Annotated in this window: 17 protein-coding genes; 12 read left to right on the top strand and 5 right to left on the bottom strand. The window is 72.3% G+C overall.

The annotated features are described in order from the left end of the window. Positions 1–12 precede the first annotated feature (12 nt). The 4 genes from hisN to ABIC70_RS25370 all read left to right on the top strand — a co-directional run bounded on the left by hisN (position 13) and on the right by ABIC70_RS25370 (position 4658). Complete coding sequence (hisN, locus tag ABIC70_RS25385; RefSeq protein ID WP_043384389.1) at positions 13–801, top strand: histidinol-phosphatase; 789 nt, start codon at positions 13–15, stop codon at positions 799–801. Positions 802–940: 139 nt separating this feature from the next. Further along, positions 941–2077: a hypothetical protein gene (locus tag ABIC70_RS25380; RefSeq protein ID WP_354441777.1), complete on the top strand. Its 1137-nt coding sequence runs from the start codon at positions 941–943 to the stop codon at positions 2075–2077. Positions 2078–2149: 72 nt separating this feature from the next. Then, positions 2150–3595, top strand: coding sequence for a YcjX family GTP-binding protein (locus ABIC70_RS25375; RefSeq protein WP_043354447.1), 1446 nt, complete (start codon positions 2150–2152; stop codon positions 3593–3595). 31 nt (positions 3596–3626) lie between these two features. Next, the gene (locus ABIC70_RS25370; protein ID WP_043384384.1) at positions 3627–4658 is read left to right on the top strand and encodes a YcjF family protein; all 1032 of its coding nucleotides are present in this window, start codon (positions 3627–3629) and stop codon (positions 4656–4658) included. Between the two features lie 4 nt (positions 4659–4662). On the opposite strand, the gene ABIC70_RS25365 is transcribed toward ABIC70_RS25370, so the two are convergent. The 3 genes from ABIC70_RS25365 to ABIC70_RS25355 form a co-directional block, all read right to left on the bottom strand. Next, positions 4663–4890, bottom strand: a complete 228-nt coding sequence (locus tag ABIC70_RS25365) for a hypothetical protein (RefSeq protein WP_012319110.1) — start codon at positions 4888–4890, stop codon at positions 4663–4665. Positions 4891–5039: 149 nt separating this feature from the next. Next, positions 5040–5597 carry an RBBP9/YdeN family alpha/beta hydrolase gene (locus ABIC70_RS25360; RefSeq protein ID WP_043384382.1) on the bottom strand — a complete coding sequence of 186 codons (558 nt, stop codon included), beginning with the start codon at positions 5595–5597 and terminating at the stop codon, positions 5040–5042. 46 nt (positions 5598–5643) lie between these two features. Further along, on the bottom strand, positions 5644–6717 hold the full coding sequence (locus ABIC70_RS25355; protein ID WP_043354434.1) for a UV damage endonuclease UvsE: 1074 nt from the start codon (positions 6715–6717) through the stop codon (positions 5644–5646). Between the two features lie 113 nt (positions 6718–6830). Between ABIC70_RS25355 and ABIC70_RS25350 the strand changes: the two genes are divergently transcribed. The 3 genes from ABIC70_RS25350 to ABIC70_RS25340 all read left to right on the top strand — a co-directional run bounded on the left by ABIC70_RS25350 (position 6831) and on the right by ABIC70_RS25340 (position 9826). Beyond that, on the top strand, positions 6831–8021 hold the full coding sequence (locus ABIC70_RS25350) for a YihY/virulence factor BrkB family protein (RefSeq protein ID WP_287091314.1): 1191 nt from the start codon (positions 6831–6833) through the stop codon (positions 8019–8021). A gap of 100 nt (positions 8022–8121) precedes the next feature. Beyond that, on the top strand, positions 8122–8532 hold the full coding sequence (msrB, locus tag ABIC70_RS25345) for a peptide-methionine (R)-S-oxide reductase MsrB (RefSeq protein ID WP_043354431.1): 411 nt from the start codon (positions 8122–8124) through the stop codon (positions 8530–8532). Between the two features lie 319 nt (positions 8533–8851). After that, entirely contained in the window at positions 8852–9826 is a 975-nt protein-coding gene (locus ABIC70_RS25340) for a CYTH domain-containing protein (protein WP_075380212.1), read from the top strand. A 186-nt stretch (positions 9827–10012) separates the two neighbouring features. On the opposite strand, the gene ABIC70_RS25335 is transcribed toward ABIC70_RS25340, so the two are convergent. Continuing rightward, complete coding sequence (locus ABIC70_RS25335; RefSeq protein ID WP_236952937.1) at positions 10013–10441, bottom strand: L,D-transpeptidase; 429 nt, start codon at positions 10439–10441, stop codon at positions 10013–10015. A 244-nt stretch (positions 10442–10685) separates the two neighbouring features. Between ABIC70_RS25335 and ABIC70_RS25330 the strand changes: the two genes are divergently transcribed. The 3 genes from ABIC70_RS25330 to ABIC70_RS25320 all read left to right on the top strand — a co-directional run bounded on the left by ABIC70_RS25330 (position 10686) and on the right by ABIC70_RS25320 (position 14108). Next, on the top strand, positions 10686–12059 hold the full coding sequence (locus ABIC70_RS25330; protein ID WP_043354440.1) for a dicarboxylate/amino acid:cation symporter: 1374 nt from the start codon (positions 10686–10688) through the stop codon (positions 12057–12059). After that, positions 12059–12997: an ROK family protein gene (locus ABIC70_RS25325; RefSeq protein WP_075380211.1), complete on the top strand. Its 939-nt coding sequence runs from the start codon at positions 12059–12061 to the stop codon at positions 12995–12997. The genes ABIC70_RS25330 and ABIC70_RS25325 overlap by 1 nt, the downstream gene beginning before the upstream one ends. Before the next feature lie 214 nt (positions 12998–13211). Next, the gene (locus ABIC70_RS25320) at positions 13212–14108 is read left to right on the top strand and encodes a bestrophin family protein (RefSeq protein ID WP_043384367.1); all 897 of its coding nucleotides are present in this window, start codon (positions 13212–13214) and stop codon (positions 14106–14108) included. 9 nt (positions 14109–14117) lie between these two features. Here the strand turns inward: ABIC70_RS25320 and ABIC70_RS25315 are convergent, their stop codons facing one another. Beyond that, positions 14118–14699, bottom strand: coding sequence for a histidine phosphatase family protein (locus ABIC70_RS25315; RefSeq protein ID WP_278307127.1), 582 nt, complete (start codon positions 14697–14699; stop codon positions 14118–14120). A gap of 131 nt (positions 14700–14830) precedes the next feature. Here ABIC70_RS25315 and ABIC70_RS25310 point away from each other — a divergent pair, with 131 nt between their 5' ends. Together ABIC70_RS25310 and metF are read left to right on the top strand one after the other, a co-directional pair. Next, entirely contained in the window at positions 14831–15838 is a 1008-nt protein-coding gene (locus tag ABIC70_RS25310) for an ArsR/SmtB family transcription factor (RefSeq protein WP_043384360.1), read from the top strand. 57 nt (positions 15839–15895) lie between these two features. Further along, a complete protein-coding gene (metF, locus tag ABIC70_RS25305) occupies positions 15896–16816 on the top strand; it encodes a methylenetetrahydrofolate reductase [NAD(P)H] (protein WP_043384357.1) in 921 nt (306 codons plus the stop codon). Positions 16817–17031: the final 215 nt, after the last annotated feature.

Raw genomic sequence — 17031 nt, 5'->3', positions numbered from 1 at the left:
GGAACGGAACGGATGAGCGTCGTCGAACTCGGACGGTTCATGGACGACCTCGCGGACGCGTCCGGCAAGGCGATCCTTCCGTTCTTCCGCGCCCAGTTCGGCCTCGACGACAAGGCCCGCGGCGGGGCCCCCTTCGACCCGGTCACCGAGGCCGACCGGGCCGCCGAGGTCGTGCTCCGGGCGATGATCGGCCAGACCTTTCCGGGCCACGGCATCCTCGGCGAGGAATTCGGCTCGGAGCGCACCGACGCCGAATGCGTCTGGGTCCTCGACCCGATCGACGGCACCCGGGCCTTCATCGGAGGCCTGCCGACCTGGGGCACGCTGATCGGGCTGAGCCGCAACGGCGTCCCGGTGCGCGGAATGATGCACCAACCCTATCTGGCGGAGCGCTTCACCGGGGACGGGCGCAGCGCGCGCCTGCGTGCGCCGTCGGGCGAGCGGACGCTGCGGACACGGCGCTGCGCGGACCTCGCCCAGGCGATCCTGGCCACCACGGATCCGCGCCTGTTCGCGGCGGGCGCGGAGGCCGAGCGCTTCCGGTCGCTGGAGGGGCAGGTGCGGATGTCCCGCTACGGCGCCGATTGCTACGCCTACTGCATGCTGGCCGCCGGCCAGATCGACCTCGTCGTCGAGGCCGGGCTGAAGCCCTACGACATCGTCGCCCTCATCCCGATCGTCGAGGGGGCCGGGGGGCGTGTCACGGCCTGGGACGGCGGTCCCGCCGCGGGCGGCGGGCGCGTGATCGCGGCGGGCGACCCGCGGCTGCACGAGGCGGCGCTCAAGGTGCTGAACCCGTGAGGCGGCGGCGGCGCACGGCCATGTCTTTGAGCGGGGGAACGGTCGGTCGCGCCGCGGTCGGAGGCACGCGCTCTCCCGCGCTCCTGTGCAGGGGGCGGGAGCGCGTCGGGACTCCGATCCGCCGACAGGATCCATCCGCGTGCTGCTGAACGCGCTGATCCTGTTCACGACCCTGGTCCCCCGAGCCGAGGCCGGCGCGGCAGCCCTCGCGCACGCCCTGCCGCCCCTCGCCGCGGCCTCCGCCCCGGCTGAAAGCCCGCCCCCGCGCTTCGATCCCGCCACCCGCTCGGTCTCCAACTGGCACGCCCAGACCGGCGCGCAGCTGATGCCGCGGGCGCTGGCGGTCACGGCCTCGCTGGCGGAGGATCCGCCCTACGTCGCCCGCTGCGTGCGGCTCAACAACGGCTGGTGCATCAAGTCCGCCCGCTGGTCCGGCGAGATCGGCGCCGACGGGGAGGGCCACACCGCCTTCGCCACCCTCGAGGACGGCGCCGATGCCGCCGCGAGCCTGCTGCGGCGCTACTACCGCGATTACGGCCGGCGTACGGCGCTGGCCATCGTGCGCCGCTGGGCGCCGGCGGAGTGCCGCGTCGCGTCCGCACCCGCGCGGCCGGGGCGCTCGGCCGTGACCCCCGCTGTCTCGGCGGCCCTCGCGCCGCGGGGCCTCGGGCGGACCCTCCGGGCCCGCTATCTCGCCGCGCACCGCCCCGGCGGGGCGCCACGGGGCCGGGCGGCCCTGCGGGTGCAGCCCTGGTCACCCCTCGCTCGGATGGCCGGCCGTCCCGCCCGCCGCCCGGCTGCCGTGCCGCGCGTGGCGATGCTTCAGCCGGTGCCCGACATCGCGGCCGGGATCGCCCCGTCGGCCGAGCCGGCGCGGCCGGCCCGGAGCGTCGCCGATCCGGCGGCGCTCCTCGAGCGGAAGACGGCGAGCCGGGTTCCGAGTGCCGAGCGGATGGTGGCCGAATCCGCGCTGCTGCCGGCGATCGCCGCCGGCCTGCCGGTCCTCGACCTGCGCCTGCCGGCCCCGCTCTGCACCGGCGACGAGGTCCGGATCCAGGCCTATGCCGGTCGGATCAGCGCCAGCGTCGGCCTGAAGCCCAGCGACGACCTCGACCTGTTCGGGCCGGACGGCACGCCGCGCGCCAATCTGGCCCCGGTGATGCTGGCGATGTCGGCGGTGGAACTCGGCACGCTCCGGGCCGGCCCGGACCTCGTCGCCGGGGCGATCGCACGGCTGAGGCCGCTCACGCCCGCCGCCATCGGTGCAACGCCTTAGCGTCAAGCCTTGCGGTTCGGCCCCCGCCGCGCCACCTCTGCCCGGCCTGTTCCCCTCACGACGAGCCCGCCCGTGCCCCTGATCGACCTTGCCGCGCGCGCCGGCTCGGCCGTCAAAGCCTTCGCCGAAGCCTCGCACGACCTGCTGGTCCAGCCGACCCTGCGGCTGGGCGTGACCGGGCTCGCGCGCTCGGGCAAGACCGTCTTCACCACGGCCCTGATCCACCACCTCGTGGAGACGCACGCGCTCCCGGCCTTCGCCCCTGCGCAGGAGGGCCGCCTGCGCCGCGCCAAGCTGGTGCCCCAACCCGACGACGACGTGCCGCGCTTCCCCTTCGAGGAGCATTTCGCCACGCTCACCGAGGCGCGGTGCTGGCCGCGCTCCACCGACCGGATCAGCCAGTTCCGCCTGGAGATCGCCTACGAGCGCGCCGCCGGCTGGCGCACCGGCCCGGCCACCCTGATGCTCGACGTGGTCGACTACCCGGGCGAATGGCTCCTCGACCTCGCCCTGATCGAGACCAGCTACACGGCGTGGTCCCGGGCCACGATCGGCGGCACCCGCCGCCCCGGCCGTGCCGCCGTGGCGGCGCCCTGGCTCGCGGCGCTGAAGGGCTTCGATCCGAACGGGCCCCTCGACGAGGTCGCGGCCGAGCGGGCGAGCGACGCCTTCAAGACCTACCTCGCGGGCCTGCGCGCCGGCCCGGAAGCGGTGGCGACGACGCCGCCCGGCCGCTTCCTGATGCCCGGCGACCTCGCGGGCTCCCCGGCGCTGACCTTCGCGCCCCTCGACCGGCTCCCCGAGGCGATCGCGCCCGACAGCCTCGCGGGGCTGATGGAGCGGCGCTTCGAGGCCTACAAGACCAAGGTCGTGACGCCGTTCTTCCGCGACCATTTCCAGCGGGTCGACCGGCAGATCGTGCTGGTGGACGTGCTCTCGGCGGTCGATGCCGGCCCCACCGCCCTGGCCGAGCTGGAGGAGGCGCTGGACGCGGTGCTGCTCAGCCTCAACATCGGCCGCAACACGGTGCTGTCGCGGCTGTTCGCGCCGCGGGCCGACCGCGTGCTGTTCGCCGCCACCAAGGCCGACCACCTCCACCAGACGAGCCACGACCGGCTCGACGCCCTCCTGCGGCTTCTGGTGTCCCGGGCGATGCGGCGGACCGAGGCGGCGGGCGCCCGGGTGGGCACGGTGGCGCTGGCCTCCGTACGCGCCACCCGCGAGACCACCGTCCATGACGGGTCGGACACGCTGCGGGCGGTGGCCGGCACCCCGGAAGCCGGCGAGGTGGTGGGCGACGAGGTCTTCGACGGCAACAGCGAGGCCGCGATCTTCCCGGGCGAGCTGCCGGCCCGCGCCGAGGCGGTGCTGGAGGGCGCGGTGGAGCCGGGCTCGCTGCGCTTTCCGCGCTTCCGGCCGCCGCTGGTCAGGCCCGACGGGCTCGGCCGCCCCGGCCACCTGCCGCAGATCCGCCTGGACCGGGCGATGCAGTTCCTGATCGGCGACCGTCTGGCGTGACGATGTGTGCGACTCCGCGGAGCCTTCGAGCATGACCTCCGGCCAGAAACCCCGCGCCTTCCGGATCACGCCCGAGCCGGCCGCCGAGCCGAGCGTCATCACGACGCCGCTCGCCGCCCGGCCGCCCCAGGCCCGGATCGTGGACGAGCCCTTCGAGATCGTCGATGCCGCCGACGGCGTCGCCGTGCCGGTGGCGCCGCGGTCGCGCTCGCCCTGGGGCACCCTGTTCCTCTCGGCGGTGGGCGGCCTCGTCTCCCTCGGCGTCGGCCTGTCGGTCGAGCGGATGATCGCCGACCTGTTCCAGGCCGCTCCCTGGCTCGGCTGGGTGGCCCTCGCGCTTCTGGGACTTGCCGCGCTGGCGCTGCTCGCGATCGTGGTCCGGGAACTCGCCGGCCTGCGGCGCGAACGGAAGATCGAGCGCCTGCGCCAGTCGGCGCTGGACGCCCTCGCCACCCGCGACCACACCGGCGCGCAGGCGGTGGTGCAGGCGCTCTCGACCTTCTACGCCGACCGCGACACGCTGTCGGCGGGCCGCGCCCGGATCGACGCCGCCGCCGACGCGATCCTCGACGTGGACGACCGGATCGGGCTCGCCGAGCACGAGCTGCTGGCCGGTCTGGACCGGCAGGCGCGCAACGCCATCGCGACGACGGCCAAGCAGGTCTCGGCGGTGACCGCGCTCAGCCCGCGGGCGATCGTCGACGTGGCCTTCGTGGTGTTCGCGGCGGTGCGGCTGCTGCGCCGGATCGCGGCGATCTACGGCGGCCGGCCGGGCTTCCTGGGCTTCCTGCGGCTGGGGCGCGCGGCGCTCGCGCATCTCACCGTCACCGGCGGGATGGCGGTGGGCGAGAGCGTCATGCAGCAGGTTCTGGGGCTCGGGATCGCCGCCCGGGTCTCGGCCAAGCTGGGCGAGGGCGTGCTCAACGGGCTGATGACCGCCCGGTTCGGGCTCGCGGCCCTGAATGTCTGCCGTCCGCTGCCCTTCGTGCGGGAGGCCCCGCCGCGGCTCGCCGACGTCGCCGGCGAGCTGCTGCGCTCGGCCGAGGCCGAGCCGAAATCGTAGCGGGCTACTTGGCGCCCGCGGCGGCGCGGCGGTTGGCGATGCGGGAGAACATGTTGCCGGTATAGTCGGCGGTCTTCGGCTTCTCGGGCTCGCCGAGCTTGGCCTCGAAGGCCTCGATCCGCTTGAGCAGCGTCACGTCGTTGAACAGCGAGCTGTTGAAGTTGCTCTGGGCCCGGGGGCCGAGGGCGGTCTGCACCGCTTCGAGTCGTTCCAGAAGCTCTTTGCGCGTCACGGTGCTCTCCAGGGGCGGCTTCGGGACGAAGGACCGCCCGTACCGCCACTGAAGGGGCCGGTGGTAAACAGCGCGTTAATGCGGTGACCGCGTCGGGGATCGGAGCCTGGCCGACGGCGGGTTCCGTGCAGCCCTGCCATTCAGGTCCGTCACACGGACAGACCCTTCAGGAACCCGGCGAGCCGCATCAACCCTTCGGGCCACGGCCCGTGCCCGCTCGCCACGTTGATATGGCCGGATTCGCCGGCATCGACCGTCAGCGAGCCCCAGGCATGGGCGAAGTCGTCGGCCCGGTCGTAGCGGCAATAGGGATCCGTCCGGCTGGCGACCAGAAGCGACGGGAAGGGCAGGGGGTCCCGCGGCACCGGCGCGAAGACGCGCGCCGCCGCGGGCACGTCGGGGTTCTCCTCCACGTCCGGGACGGAGACCAGCAGGGCGCCGCGCACCACCCCCGCGGGAAAGTGCGGCACCGCCTCGACGCAGGCCACGACGCCGAGGCTGTGGGCGATCAGGATGACCGGCCGGGTCGCCGCCGCGACCGCCTCGGCGATGCGCCCGCACCACGCCTCCGGCGTCGGGGCGTGCCACTGGTCCTGCTCCACCACCCGCGCCGTGGCCAGGCGGCCCGCCCAGCGGGCCTGCCAATGGTCTTCCTCAGAACCTCCGAGCCCCGGGACGATGAGGATGTCGCAATCGGCGGTCTTCATGTCGGATTGCCTAGAGCGGACCGGCGGAGACGTCGAGACCGCCCCGTCATTCGGCCGCGATCGGCGCGGCCTGCTCCAGCGCCTGGATGTGACGGGCGATCTGCATGGAGGCGCGGTTCTTCGCCTTGGCCTCGATCTCGAAATCCGCCCAGGCGAGATGGCGGGCGACGAGATCGTTCACCGCCCGGTTCCACATCATGTCGGAATGGGCCGCGAGATCCCGGACCGCGTGACCGGCCCCGCGCAGGGCGGGGAAGTCGGGCAGGGCGTCCGGATCGCAGTCGGACGAGACCGCCTCGCGCGACACGCTGATATGGGCCACGGGCCGCACGCCGCGCCAGGACTCCGTCACCCGGGCGATCCGGGGGTCGTCCGGTTCGAGGTATGCGCCGCCGCTCTCGACCCAGTGGTGGTGCAGGTCGAGCACCACCGGCACGATGTCGGCGAGTTGCAGCACCGCGTCGAGGCCGAAGACGTTCTCGTCGTTCTCCACGGTGACGAGGTCGCGCGCCACCCGGCTCGCCCGGGGCAGGGTCTCGCGGAAGCCCGCGACCCCGGGGTCGCCGGCGCCGACATGGATGTTGATGTGGGCGCCGTGCGGGTGCCAGCCGCCGCCGTAGCCCATCCGGTCGAAGATCTCGGCGTGGTAGTCGAGTTCCGACAGGCCGTTCGCGATGGCCGCCGGGTTGCGGCTCGCCAGCAGGCAGAACGGCCCCGGATGGAAGCTCAGGCGCACGCCGAGCCGGCGTGCGAGGGCTCCGGCCTCCGCGAGGCCGCGCTCGACCAGCGCCGCCATCTCGGGCTCGGCGTAGATCGCCTGCGCGATGGGGTGGGTGTAGCCCGGCAGGACGTTGCTCGCCATGCGCAGGAGGCGCTCCAGGGGCGGCCGGGCCCCGACCCAGGCGATCTGGCGGGCCAGCGCGGCGAGGTTGTGGGCGACGAGGCCGGCGAGCTTGGCCCGCCGGGCGGCGGGCTCCAGCTTGGTGAGATGGGCCATGGTCACGCTGGTGAGGTTCATGTGCAGCGTGGCCTCCCGCTCCGCCTTGAGGGTGGCGTGGGTGCCGGGAGGCTCGTCCAGGACAAACTTGCAGCAGAATCCGAGGCGGGGCTGAGCGTGCATAACGGGCACAACGCGCGGAGGGCCGCAGCGTCCCCGCCAAATGCGCGGAACGGCCACGGCACGACGACGTTGGGAGTCCCGAGCGCGGCAGTTCCGCGCACTGGCCCCGATATATGCCTCCGTCACCGTCGCGTTCGACCGGACCATCCGAGACCGGCTCGATCCTCTGGATCCTGATGCTCGGTTCGGCTTTGGTCGCCCTCGCGGCGGCGCCGGCGCGGCGCGGCGTGTCGGCGGCTCCCCCCGCGAGCGAACCGCCCAGCGACCGCGAGCCACCCGCCGACGATCGGGGTTTGCAGAAGGGCGTGGCCGCGGGCGCGCGCTCGATCTCGGGGCGCGCCGCGCAGCTCACCGCCGCGACGCAGGCCGAGCGGGGCCGCGCCGCCGACAGCCCCACCGAGATGACGCGGTCCGGCTGGAAGGACATCGCCGTCCGGGTCTATCTGGAGTTCAACAAGGACCGTGTGCTGGCGGTCGCCGCCGGGGTGACCTTCTACTCGCTGCTGTCGCTGTTTCCCGCCATCGCCGCGCTGGTCTCCTGCTACGGCCTGTTCGCCGACGTGACCGTCATCAACGATCACCTCGCGCAGCTTCACGCGGTCCTGCCGTCCGGCGCGGTCGAACTCATCGGCGATCAGGTCAAGCGCATCGCCGCCAAGGGCAGCGGATCCCTCAGCATCACGTTCTTCTCCAGCCTGCTGCTGTCGCTCTGGAGCGCCAACGCGGCCATGAAGGCGATGTTCGATGCGTTGAACGTGGTCTACGAGGAGGAGGAGAAGCGCAATTTCTTCTGGCTGAACCTCCGGTCCCTCACCTTCACGGTGGGGGCTCTGCTGTTCATCATCATCGCGCTCAACGTGATCGTGGTCGTGCCGGTGGTGCTGAACTTCCTGGGCCTCGGCTCGACCGCGTGGCTGCTCGCGGCCCTGCGCTGGCCGGCGATCCTGATCGTCCTGCTCGGCGGCCTGTCGGTGCTCTACCGCTTCGGGCCGAGCCGGGAACATGCCCGCTGGCGCTGGGTCGGGGTCGGCAGCGTGGTCGCGGGCCTGCTCTGGCTCATCGCCTCGCTCCTGTTCTCCTGGTACGTCGCCAGCTTCGGCACCTACAACGAGACCTACGGCTCGCTGGGCGCGGTGATCGGCTTCATGACCTGGATCTGGATCTCCTCGACGATCGTGCTGCTCGGCGGCGAGATCAACGCCGAGCTGGAGCACCAGACCGCCCGCGACACCACCACGGGCGCGCCGCTGCCGATGGGCTTGCGCCGGGCGCGGATGGCCGACACCGTCGGCGCGGCCGCCTGACCGCGGCCTCGCCGGTGCCGGACGCGGCATTGCGATACGCTCCGGGACTGCCGAAAACCGTGCGCAATCCCTATATAGCCTCGCGAAAAGGGAGATCGCCATGGCCGACACGCCGACCACCAGCCCGGACACCCGCAGCGACGCGGAATGGCGCTCGACGCTGACGCCGGAGCAGTACCGGGTCCTGCGCGAGCACGGCACCGAGCGGGCCGGCACGAGCTGCCTGCTCGCCGAGAAGCGCGCCGGCACCTTCACCTGCGCCGGCTGCGGGCAGCCGCTGTTCGAGCAGGGCACCAAGTTCGAATCCGGGACCGGCTGGCCGAGCTTCTTCGAGCCCCTGCCGGGCGCCGTCGAGACCACGGTGGACCGCAGCCACTGGATGGTCCGCACCGAGGTCCACTGCGCCCGCTGCCAGGGCCATCTCGGCCACGTCTTCGACGACGGCCCGGCTCCGACCGGCCTGCGCTACTGCATGAACGGCGCGGCGATGAATTTCGAGCCCGCGGAATGAGGCGCGTTCCGGCCTAACCTGGGTTCGGAATTCGGGCTCAAAAGCCGGGATATCGGGGATAGAAGGCGCCGCGGCCGGAGCCTCGACCCGATCCGGTCTTGATTTCGTCGCGTTTTTGCTTAGCGCTCTATAGTCTCAGGTTGTCGCTGTCCGGTGATTGGCGACGGAAGCGGTCAGGCTCTGACGAATACGGTGTGGCAGTCCAGCTTATACGCCGTGCGGGTCGGTTCCACTTGCACCCTTCCGTGCGGCCCGGCGGCGCTGAGGGCTGTCCGCCGGATCGGCGCACTGCCGACCAAGCGGGAGGGGTTTTGAGTTCATGAGCACCGTTCGCCGATTTCTGGTCGCACCGTCCCTGGTCCGCCTGATCCGCAAGGAGCGGGGCGGCGCCCGGATCACCGAGGGGCACTTCGCCCCGCAGGGTGGCCGCGCGTCCTATGTGCGTGTCGACGGCCAAGTCTGCCAGCTGGTCCTGGTGAACAAGGGGGCGGACGGCATCCCGGTCGAGGAGCGCACCGACGTGCCGCGCGCCCACGGCGACGCCCTGCTGGACGTCTGCCCCGGGAAGGCCGCCTACGACCGCACCACCCTGAATGCCGGCGGCCGCGAGATCGCCATCGACCGCTACGTCACACCCGGCAGCCTGGACCTGATCAGCATCACCTTCGACAATGACGGCGATGCCGCGGCCTTCCATGCCCCGAGCTGGTTCGGCCGGGAGGTCAGCAACGAGCCGGCCTTCGAGCGGCAGGCCCTCGCGATCCAGGGCGTGCCGGCCGCCGAGGAGGTGGCGCTGAGCAACGCCGCGCTCGACGCGGTGCTGGACCTGATCGAGCCCCGGTTCGGCTTCGGCCGCTACGGCAGCAGCAGCCGGAACGCCGAGTCCGACGAGGGTGCGACGAGCGCCATGCGCCGGGCCGTGACGCCGGCCGCCGCGGCTGCCCCGGCCGCCGCGCCGGTCGTTCCGGCGCCTCCGGCCCCGGAGCCGGCTGCGGCCGCGCGCCCGCCCGAACCGGCCCCCGAGCATCACCCCGAGCCGGAGCCTCAGCCGGAGCCCGCGCCGGAGGCGGCCGCGCCCGCCGAGACGCCCGCCGCCCCGACCGGCCCGGGGGACCCCTTGCACGGGGATGCCCGCATCGACGACGTTATCGAGAGCCTGTCCCAGGCGCTCGGTGCTGCGATCCACCAGCAGCCCGATCACGCGGCGGAGAACAAGGACGCGAAGAGCGAGGATCCCGCCTCGATGTTCGAGCGCTGGACCGTCCGGCCCCGCCGGACCCAGCAGCAGACCTGAGCCCACGATAAGGCGTCAAGCAAACGGGCCGCAGCGCAGATCGCGCTGCGGCCCGTCCGCGTTTCGGGACCCGGCCCTCCTCGGGCGGTCCCGGGGGATCCGGGCCTCTGTGCCGGGTGCCGACGGCTTGCGACGCAAGCCGCATCTCCGCTCAGGCCTGGGGCAGGGGTGAGGCGGCCCGGTCGCTCAATCGCGGATCACCACCGTCGCTCCGCCGCGGCTGCGGGCGAGGCCGAACAGGGCGGCGGCATGGCCGGGCGACAGGCGGATGCAGCCGTGGCTCGCCCGGCGCCCGAGGGCCCCGGTGGCATAGGTGCCGTGGATCGCGTAGCCGCCGCGGAAGAACATCGCGTGCGGCATCGGAGAGCCGTGATACTTGCGGGAGCGCCACATCGGCGCCATCAGCCCGACGCGGAACCGTCCGCTGGGCGTGACGTAGCCGCGACGGGCCGTGGACACGGGCCATTCATAGGCCGGATAACCGTCGACATAGACGCGCATGCGCTGCCGCGACTGGTCGATCCGCGCGACGACGCCGGCCGAGGCGGGCTCGATCAGGATGCCGGAGAGCAGCACGCCCAGGAGCGCCGTTCGGGCCCGGTGGAATCCAACCACGGACACTCTCCAGAGATCACCGGATGCCGTCGATTGGCCGGCTCAGTCCGCCGGAGACCAGAAACAGCCGCGCTGCTCAGCCTGCGCGCACTTGTCAGACGAGAGAAGTGACTTCGGCCGGGATCGACAGATTTTTGTCACGGATGGTTCCCGGCCCATAACCGTGCAGGCGTTGAGGCGCCGGATGATAATCGCTAGCGTGCCGGCACAATGGGAGGGTGCGCGGTCGTCGCACGGGATGGACATGGCACAGGCAATCCACGCGCCGGCTCCCGCCGCAGCGCCCCGCGAGCCTTGGTACAAGGTGCTCTACATCCAGGTCCTGATCGCCATCGCGCTCGGCGTGCTGCTCGGCTGGTACGACCCGGCCACCGGCAAATCGATGAAGTGGCTCGGCGACGCCTTCATCGGCCTGATCAAGATGATGATCGCGCCGATCATCTTCTGCACGATCGTGCACGGCATCGCGTCGATCGGCGACCTGAAGAAGGTCGGCCGGGTCGGGCTGAAGGCGCTGGTCTATTTCGAGGTGGTCTCCACCATCGCGCTCCTGATCGGCGTCATCGTCGGCGAGGTGATCCGGCCCGGCGCCGGGTTCAACGCCGACCCGTCGAAGCTCGACGCCAGCAAGGTCGCGACCTACGCCAGCAAGGCGGCCGCCGATTCCACCGTCGCCCACATCCTGGCGATCATCCCCAAGAGCTTCCTCGATCCCTTCGCCACCGGCGACCTGCTTCAGGTGCTGCTGATCTCGATCCTCACCGGCGTCGTGGTGACGAACCTCGGAGAGCGGGCGGCCGGCGTAAACCGGGCGATCGACACCGCCGGCCAGATCTTCTTCCGGATCATCGGCATCATCGTGAAGCTCGCCCCCGTCGGCGCCTTCGGCGCCATGGCCTTCACGATCGGCGAGTACGGCATCCAGAAGGTCTACGACCTTGCGTGGCTGGTCGGCACCTTCTACATCACGGCGCTGCTGTTCGTGCTCGTGGTGCTCGGGACGATCGCCCGGATCGCGGGCTTCTCGATCCTGCGCTTCCTCGCCTACATCAAGGACGAGTTGCTGATCGTGGTCGGCACCTCCTCCTCCGAGACGGTGCTGCCGCAGCTCATGACCAAGATGCGCCGGCTCGGCGCCTCGGACTCGGTGGTCGGCCTCGTCGTTCCGACCGGCTACTCGTTCAACCTCGACGGCACCAACATCTACATGACGCTGGCCACGCTGTTCCTGGCGCAGGCCGTGGGTGTGGACCTGTCGATCAGCCAGTACGCGACCATCATCCTGGTGGCGATGCTGACCTCGAAGGGCGCGTCGGGCGTCACCGGCGCGGGCTTCATCACCCTGGCGGCGACCCTCTCGGCGATCCCCAACAGCCCGGTCCCGGTGGCCGCCATGACCCTCGTGCTCGGGATCGACAAGTTCATGTCCGAGTGCCGCGCGCTCACCAACCTCGTGGGCAACGGCGTCGCCTGCGTGGTGGTCAGCCGCTGGGAAGGCGAGCTCGACGTGGCCAAGCTCAATGAGGTGATGGCCCATCCGCTCGCCATCGGCACCCACATCGCCGACGAGGCGCCGCAGCCGATGGGAACCGACAGCAAGGTCGCTGCCGCCGAGTGATGGGGTCGCCCGCGGCAGGATCCGGAGGGCGCCCGCGCCTCGGCATCGATCTCGGCGGCACGAAGATCGCCGGGATCGTCCTGGGCCGGGACGGCTCGACCCTGGCCGAAGCCCGGGTGGCCGCCCCGCGCGGCGCCTATGGGGAAACCGTCGAGGCCGTGGCCGATCTGGTCCTGCGTCTCGAAGCCGAAGCCGGTATGCCCTGCAGCGTCGGAATCGGCATGCCGGGGAGCCTGTCCCCGGCGACGGGCCTCGTGCGCAACGCCAACTCGCACTGGCTCAACGGACACCCGTTCGCCGCCGATCTCGAGCAGCGGCTGCAGCGGCCTCTGCGGATCGAGAACGACGCCAATTGCCTGGCTGTGTCGGAGGCGATCGACGGTGCCGGCGCCGGGGCCCGTGTGGTCTGGGCCGTGATCCTGGGCACCGGCGTCGGCTCCGGCATCGCCCTCGACGGGCGAGTCCTCACGGGCCGCAACGGCATCGCGGGCGAATGGGGCCACGGTCCCCTGCCGGCCCCCCGCGACGACGAGCGACCGGGTCCCGCCTGCTATTGCGGCCGCCGGGGCTGCGTCGAGACCTGGCTGTCCGGGCCCGGGCTGGCGGCGGACCACGCCCGGCGGCACGGCGGGAACCTCACCGCGGAGGCCGTCGTCGCCGAGGGCCGGACCGGCAGTCCGGCGGCGCAGGAGACGCTGGCCGCGCATCTCGAGCGGCTCGGGCGCGCGGCCGCCCAGGTGGTGAACCTGCTGGACCCGGACGTGATCGTGATCGGCGGCGGCCTGTCGCGGATCCCGGAGCTGATCGCCGGCCTGCCGGCCGCGATCGCCCCCCATGTCTTCTCGGACACCTTCGACACCCCCGTGCGGGCAAGCCTACACGGGGACGCATCGGGCGTGCGCGGCGCGGCGTGGCTGTGGGAGGCAGAGGGCGCCTGATCCCGGCCAGGGCCCCGTTGCATGATCGGCCGCCCCTTGCACGATCGGCCGCCCGCGGCCCGCGCGACGGGTCCCGGATGCGCCGTCAGCCGGGCCAGCTCGCACGGTCCGCCCCGCCGGGCTGGGCGGCCGGCGCCCCTTTTCACCAACACGTTCCTTGCCGGCGCGCGGGGGGCAGGGCAGGGCTAAGAAGCCCCCCAGACCCGAAGCCCCGATGATCGTCCGCACCCGGCCCAACCTGCTGACCCTGCTGTTCACCCTGCGCGGCTCGATCCTGCCGCGGGTGGCGCCGAAGCTCGCCGGGATCGTCGCGGTGTCCTGCGCGGTGGTCTGGGCGGAATCGCGATGGCCCGAACTGTTCCCGGTCACCGCGGGGGTCACCCCGTTCACGGTGGTCGGCCTCGCCCTCTCGATCTTCCTGAGCTTCCGCAACAACGCCTGCTACGAGCGTTGGTGGGAAGCCCGGAAGCACTGGGGCAACCTGATCGGCGAGGTGCGCAACCTCGCCCGCATCCTCCCCGCCCTGCTGCCGGAGCGGGAGGCGGCGCGCCAGCTCCGACGCCTCTCGGCCTTCGCCCACGGGCTTCATGCCCGCCTGCGCGCCCTCGACGAGGCCGCCGCGGTGGGCCGGATGAGCCCCGGATCGGACCTGTCGGGCCCGAATCCCACCGACTCGATTCTGGGCGCCATCACCCGGGACCTGGCCGCGCTGATGCGCGCGGGCGGGCTCAGCGACATCCAGTTCGGCATCCTCGAAGCCCGGATCGAGGCGCTGTCGGGCGTGCACACCGCCTGCGAGCGCCTCGCCAACACGCCGCTGCCCTTCGCCTACACCCTCTTGGTGTACCGGACCGCGTGGCTCTACTGCCTGCTCCTGCCGGTGGGCCTCACGGGCTCCCTGGGCTGGGCGACGCCCGTCGTGGTGGCGCTCGTGGCCTACACGTTCTTCGGCCTCGACGCCCTCGGGGACGAGCTCGAGGAACCGTTCGGCACCGAGCCGAACGACCTGCCCCTCGACGCCATGGTCCGCGCCGTCGACCGGATCGTGCACCACGCCCTCGGCGAGCCGATGCCGGACGCTCTCGCGCCGGATGGGTATTGGCTGCGCTAGCGTCGGCGCCTAGCCGTTCCAGGCGCGCAGCACCGGCTCGGTGCGGTCGTGTTCGTAGCCGAGCACCGAGACGCTCGCTGTGCCGAGGACGAGAAGCGCCCCTCCCTGCGGCGGCAGCCCGATCCAGCGCGCGGCGAGCACCCGCAGGACATGCGCGCTGGAGAACACGACGAGGTCGGCATCACGGGCGCGGGCCCGGGCGATGATCCGGTCCGCCCGAACGCCGACCGCCTCCGCCGTCTCGCCGCCGGGGCAGCCGTCGCGGAACAGGCGCCAATCCGGCCGCTCGGCCAGGATCGCCTGCGTGGTCCGGCCCTCGTAGGCGCCGTAATCCCACTCCGCGAGATCCGGATCGATCACGCGCCGGTCACCGAAGCCCGCCAGCGCGCAGGTCGTGGCCGCCCGGCTCGACGGGCTCGACCAGACCTCCGCGTAGGAGCGGGCCGCGAGGCGCGGGGCGAGGGCGCGCGCCGCTTCCTCGCCCTCCGGGGTCAGGGGGATGTCGCTGCGCCCGGTATGCTGGCCGGATCGGCTCCACGCGGTCTCACCGTGGCGGACCAGCGTGATCTGCGGGAACGGGCTCTCGGACATGCACGCCTCCCCGGGCGCGCCCTCGGCGGACCTGCCATCAACGCGGCCGCCGCGCTTCGGTCTCATCCACCCGCCCCCCCCCCGCAAGTTCGTGCTTGCGCCCACCGCGAAACGCACATAAACATATCTTTATGTCTATTGAACGCAGGCAAGAGGCGGGATCGATCCCCTTTCCGGAAGCCCTGGGCGTCCTGCGTGCGGCCGCCGAGGAGACGCGCCTGCGCATCCTGGCGCTGCTCGCCGAGGGGGAACTGTCGGTGTCCGACCTGACCGACATCCTCGGCCAGTCGCAGCCGCGGATCTCGCGGCATCTCAAGCTTCTGGTGGAAGCCGGGCTTGTCGAGCGTCACCGCGAAGGGGCCTGGGCGTTCTTCCGGCTGTCCGACGCCCGCGCCGGCCTGGCGGATCCGCTGCTGTCCGGTCTCGACCGGACCGCACCGCCCCTGTCGGAGGACCGCGCCCGTCTCGATGCCGTGCGGGTGCAGCGGGCCGAGGCGGCCGAGACCTTCTTCGCCCGGCTGGCGCCCAAATGGGACGAGCTGCGCTCCCTCCACGTTCCGGAGGCGATCGTGGAGGCGGCGGTGCTGGACGCCCTGGGCGACCGGCCGATCGGCAGCCTGATCGATCTCGGCACCGGGACGGGCCGCATGCTTGGCCTGCTGGCTCCCCGGGCCAGCCGCGCCACCGGGCTCGATTCGAGCCATGCCATGCTGTCCGTCGCCCGGGCCAACCTGGAGCGCCAGGGCCTGTCGCGGGTGGATCTGCGGCAAGGCGACATCCACGCGCCGCCCTTCGCCCGGTCGAGCTTCGACCTCGTGGTGGTCCATCAGGTGCTGCATTATCTCGACGACCCGGCCCGGGCGCTCCGCGGCGCCGCGCGGCTGGTGGCGCCGGGCGGCCGTCTGCTGGTGGTGGATTTCGCGCCGCACGAGCTGGAATTCCTGCGCACGGGCCAAGCCCACCGACGCCTCGGCTTCTCCGCCGAGCAGGTCTCCGGCTGGCTCGCGGAGGCCGGTCTCGCCACGGTCGGCACGCGCGATCTGGCGCCGCGCGAGTCGGGTCAGCTCACCGTCACCCTCTGGCTGGCCCAGGACGGTCTGGCCGACGAGACTGAACAGCCCCGGCGCGCCGTCGCCTGACATCCAGAACCTTCGCAGACTTCGTCTGAACCGATCGACATAGAGGACGAGACCCCGATGCGCCGCTCCACCCACCGCGCCAGCCGCGACGGCTACCACCCGATCCGCGTCTCGATCGAGTTCTTCCCGCCGAAGACCGAGGAGATGGAGAAGATCCTCTGGGGCTCGATCGAGCGTCTGGCGCCGCTTCAGCCGAGCTTCGTCTCGGTGACCTACGGGGCCGGCGGCTCCACCCGGGAGCGCACCCACAACACGGTGGCCCGGATGGTCCGCGAGACCGGCCTGAAGCCGGCCGCGCACCTCACCTGCGTGGACGCCACCCGGGAGGAGATCGACGCGGTGGTCCAGTCCTACTGGGATGCGGGCGTGCGCCACATCGTGGCGCTCCGCGGCGACCCGGCGGAGGGCGTCGGCCACGCCTACCGGCCGCATCCGGGCGGCTACGCGTCGACCGCCGAGCTGGTCGAGGGGATCAAGCGGATCGGCGACTTCAAGGTCTCGGTCTCGGCCTATCCCGAGAAGCACCCGGAGGCGGCCTCGCTCGACGCGGACATCGAGGCCCTGAAGGCCAAGGTCGATGCCGGCGCCGATCAGGCGATCACCCAGTTCTTCTTCGAGAACGAGGTCTTCCTGCGCTACTTGGAGAAGGTCCGGGCCGCGGGGATCACGATCCCGATCATCCCGGGCATCCTGCCGGTGCAGAACTTCAAGCAGGCGGCGAACTTCGCCCGCCGCACCGGCGCCTCGGTGCCCTACTGGCTGGCCGCCCGGTTCGAGGGCCTGGAAGACGACGTGGAGACCCGCCGCCTCGTCGCCGCCGCGGTCGCGGCCGAGCAGGTGCTCGACCTCGTGGACGAGGGCGTCAACGACTTCCATTTCTACTCGATGAACCGCTCGGATCTGGTCTACGCGATCTGCCACCTGCTCGGCCTGCGCGCCCAGGCGCCGAAGCTGGCGGCCGCCAAGGCGGCGGCTTAATTCCCGAGGCCGCGCTCGACACCCCCGATCCGTCCTCGCGAGCGCAGCGAAGCGACCCAGGACAGCGCGACATCCGTGAGCGTGGCGCTGCTGGACGGCTTCGCTCCGCTCGCAGAGACGGGGACGCCTCCGCGCCCGTGGCACGGAAGCGTCTGGTAGAATGAAGGTTTTCACCCTCCTGAGGTGCCGCGCGAGCGGCCTCGAAGGCGGGCTCC

It is taken from the genome of Methylobacterium sp. 1973, assembly GCF_040545035.1.
GTDB classification, from domain to species: Bacteria; Pseudomonadota; Alphaproteobacteria; order Rhizobiales; family Beijerinckiaceae; genus Methylobacterium; species Methylobacterium fujisawaense.
This window is presented reverse-complemented; position numbering and strand designations above follow the sequence as displayed.

Bases quoted from the DNA above. Each gene is read 5' to 3' on its own strand.
- ABIC70_RS25330 (WP_043354440.1), top strand. From the start codon at position 10,686: ATGGCACAGGCAATCCACGCGCCGGCTCCCGCCGCAGCGCCCCGCGAG.
- ABIC70_RS25325 (WP_075380211.1), top strand. From the start codon at position 12,059: ATGGGGTCGCCCGCGGCAGGATCCGGAGGGCGCCCGCGCCTCGGCATC.
- ABIC70_RS25315 (WP_278307127.1), bottom strand. From the start codon at position 14,699: ATGTCCGAGAGCCCGTTCCCGCAGATCACGCTGGTCCGCCACGGTGAG.
- msrB (WP_043354431.1), top strand. From the start codon at position 8,122: ATGGCCGACACGCCGACCACCAGCCCGGACACCCGCAGCGACGCGGAA.
- ABIC70_RS25360 (WP_043384382.1), bottom strand. From the start codon at position 5,597: ATGAAGACCGCCGATTGCGACATCCTCATCGTCCCGGGGCTCGGAGGT.
- ABIC70_RS25340 (WP_075380212.1), top strand. From the start codon at position 8,852: ATGAGCACCGTTCGCCGATTTCTGGTCGCACCGTCCCTGGTCCGCCTG.
- ABIC70_RS25355 (WP_043354434.1), bottom strand. From the start codon at position 6,717: ATGCACGCTCAGCCCCGCCTCGGATTCTGCTGCAAGTTTGTCCTGGAC.
- ABIC70_RS25310 (WP_043384360.1), top strand. From the start codon at position 14,831: ATGTCTATTGAACGCAGGCAAGAGGCGGGATCGATCCCCTTTCCGGAA.
- ABIC70_RS25320 (WP_043384367.1), top strand. From the start codon at position 13,212: ATGATCGTCCGCACCCGGCCCAACCTGCTGACCCTGCTGTTCACCCTG.
- ABIC70_RS25370 (WP_043384384.1), top strand. From the start codon at position 3,627: ATGACCTCCGGCCAGAAACCCCGCGCCTTCCGGATCACGCCCGAGCCG.
- metF (WP_043384357.1), top strand. From the start codon at position 15,896: ATGCGCCGCTCCACCCACCGCGCCAGCCGCGACGGCTACCACCCGATC.
- ABIC70_RS25350 (WP_287091314.1), top strand. From the start codon at position 6,831: ATGCCTCCGTCACCGTCGCGTTCGACCGGACCATCCGAGACCGGCTCG.
- hisN (WP_043384389.1), top strand. From the start codon at position 13: ATGAGCGTCGTCGAACTCGGACGGTTCATGGACGACCTCGCGGACGCG.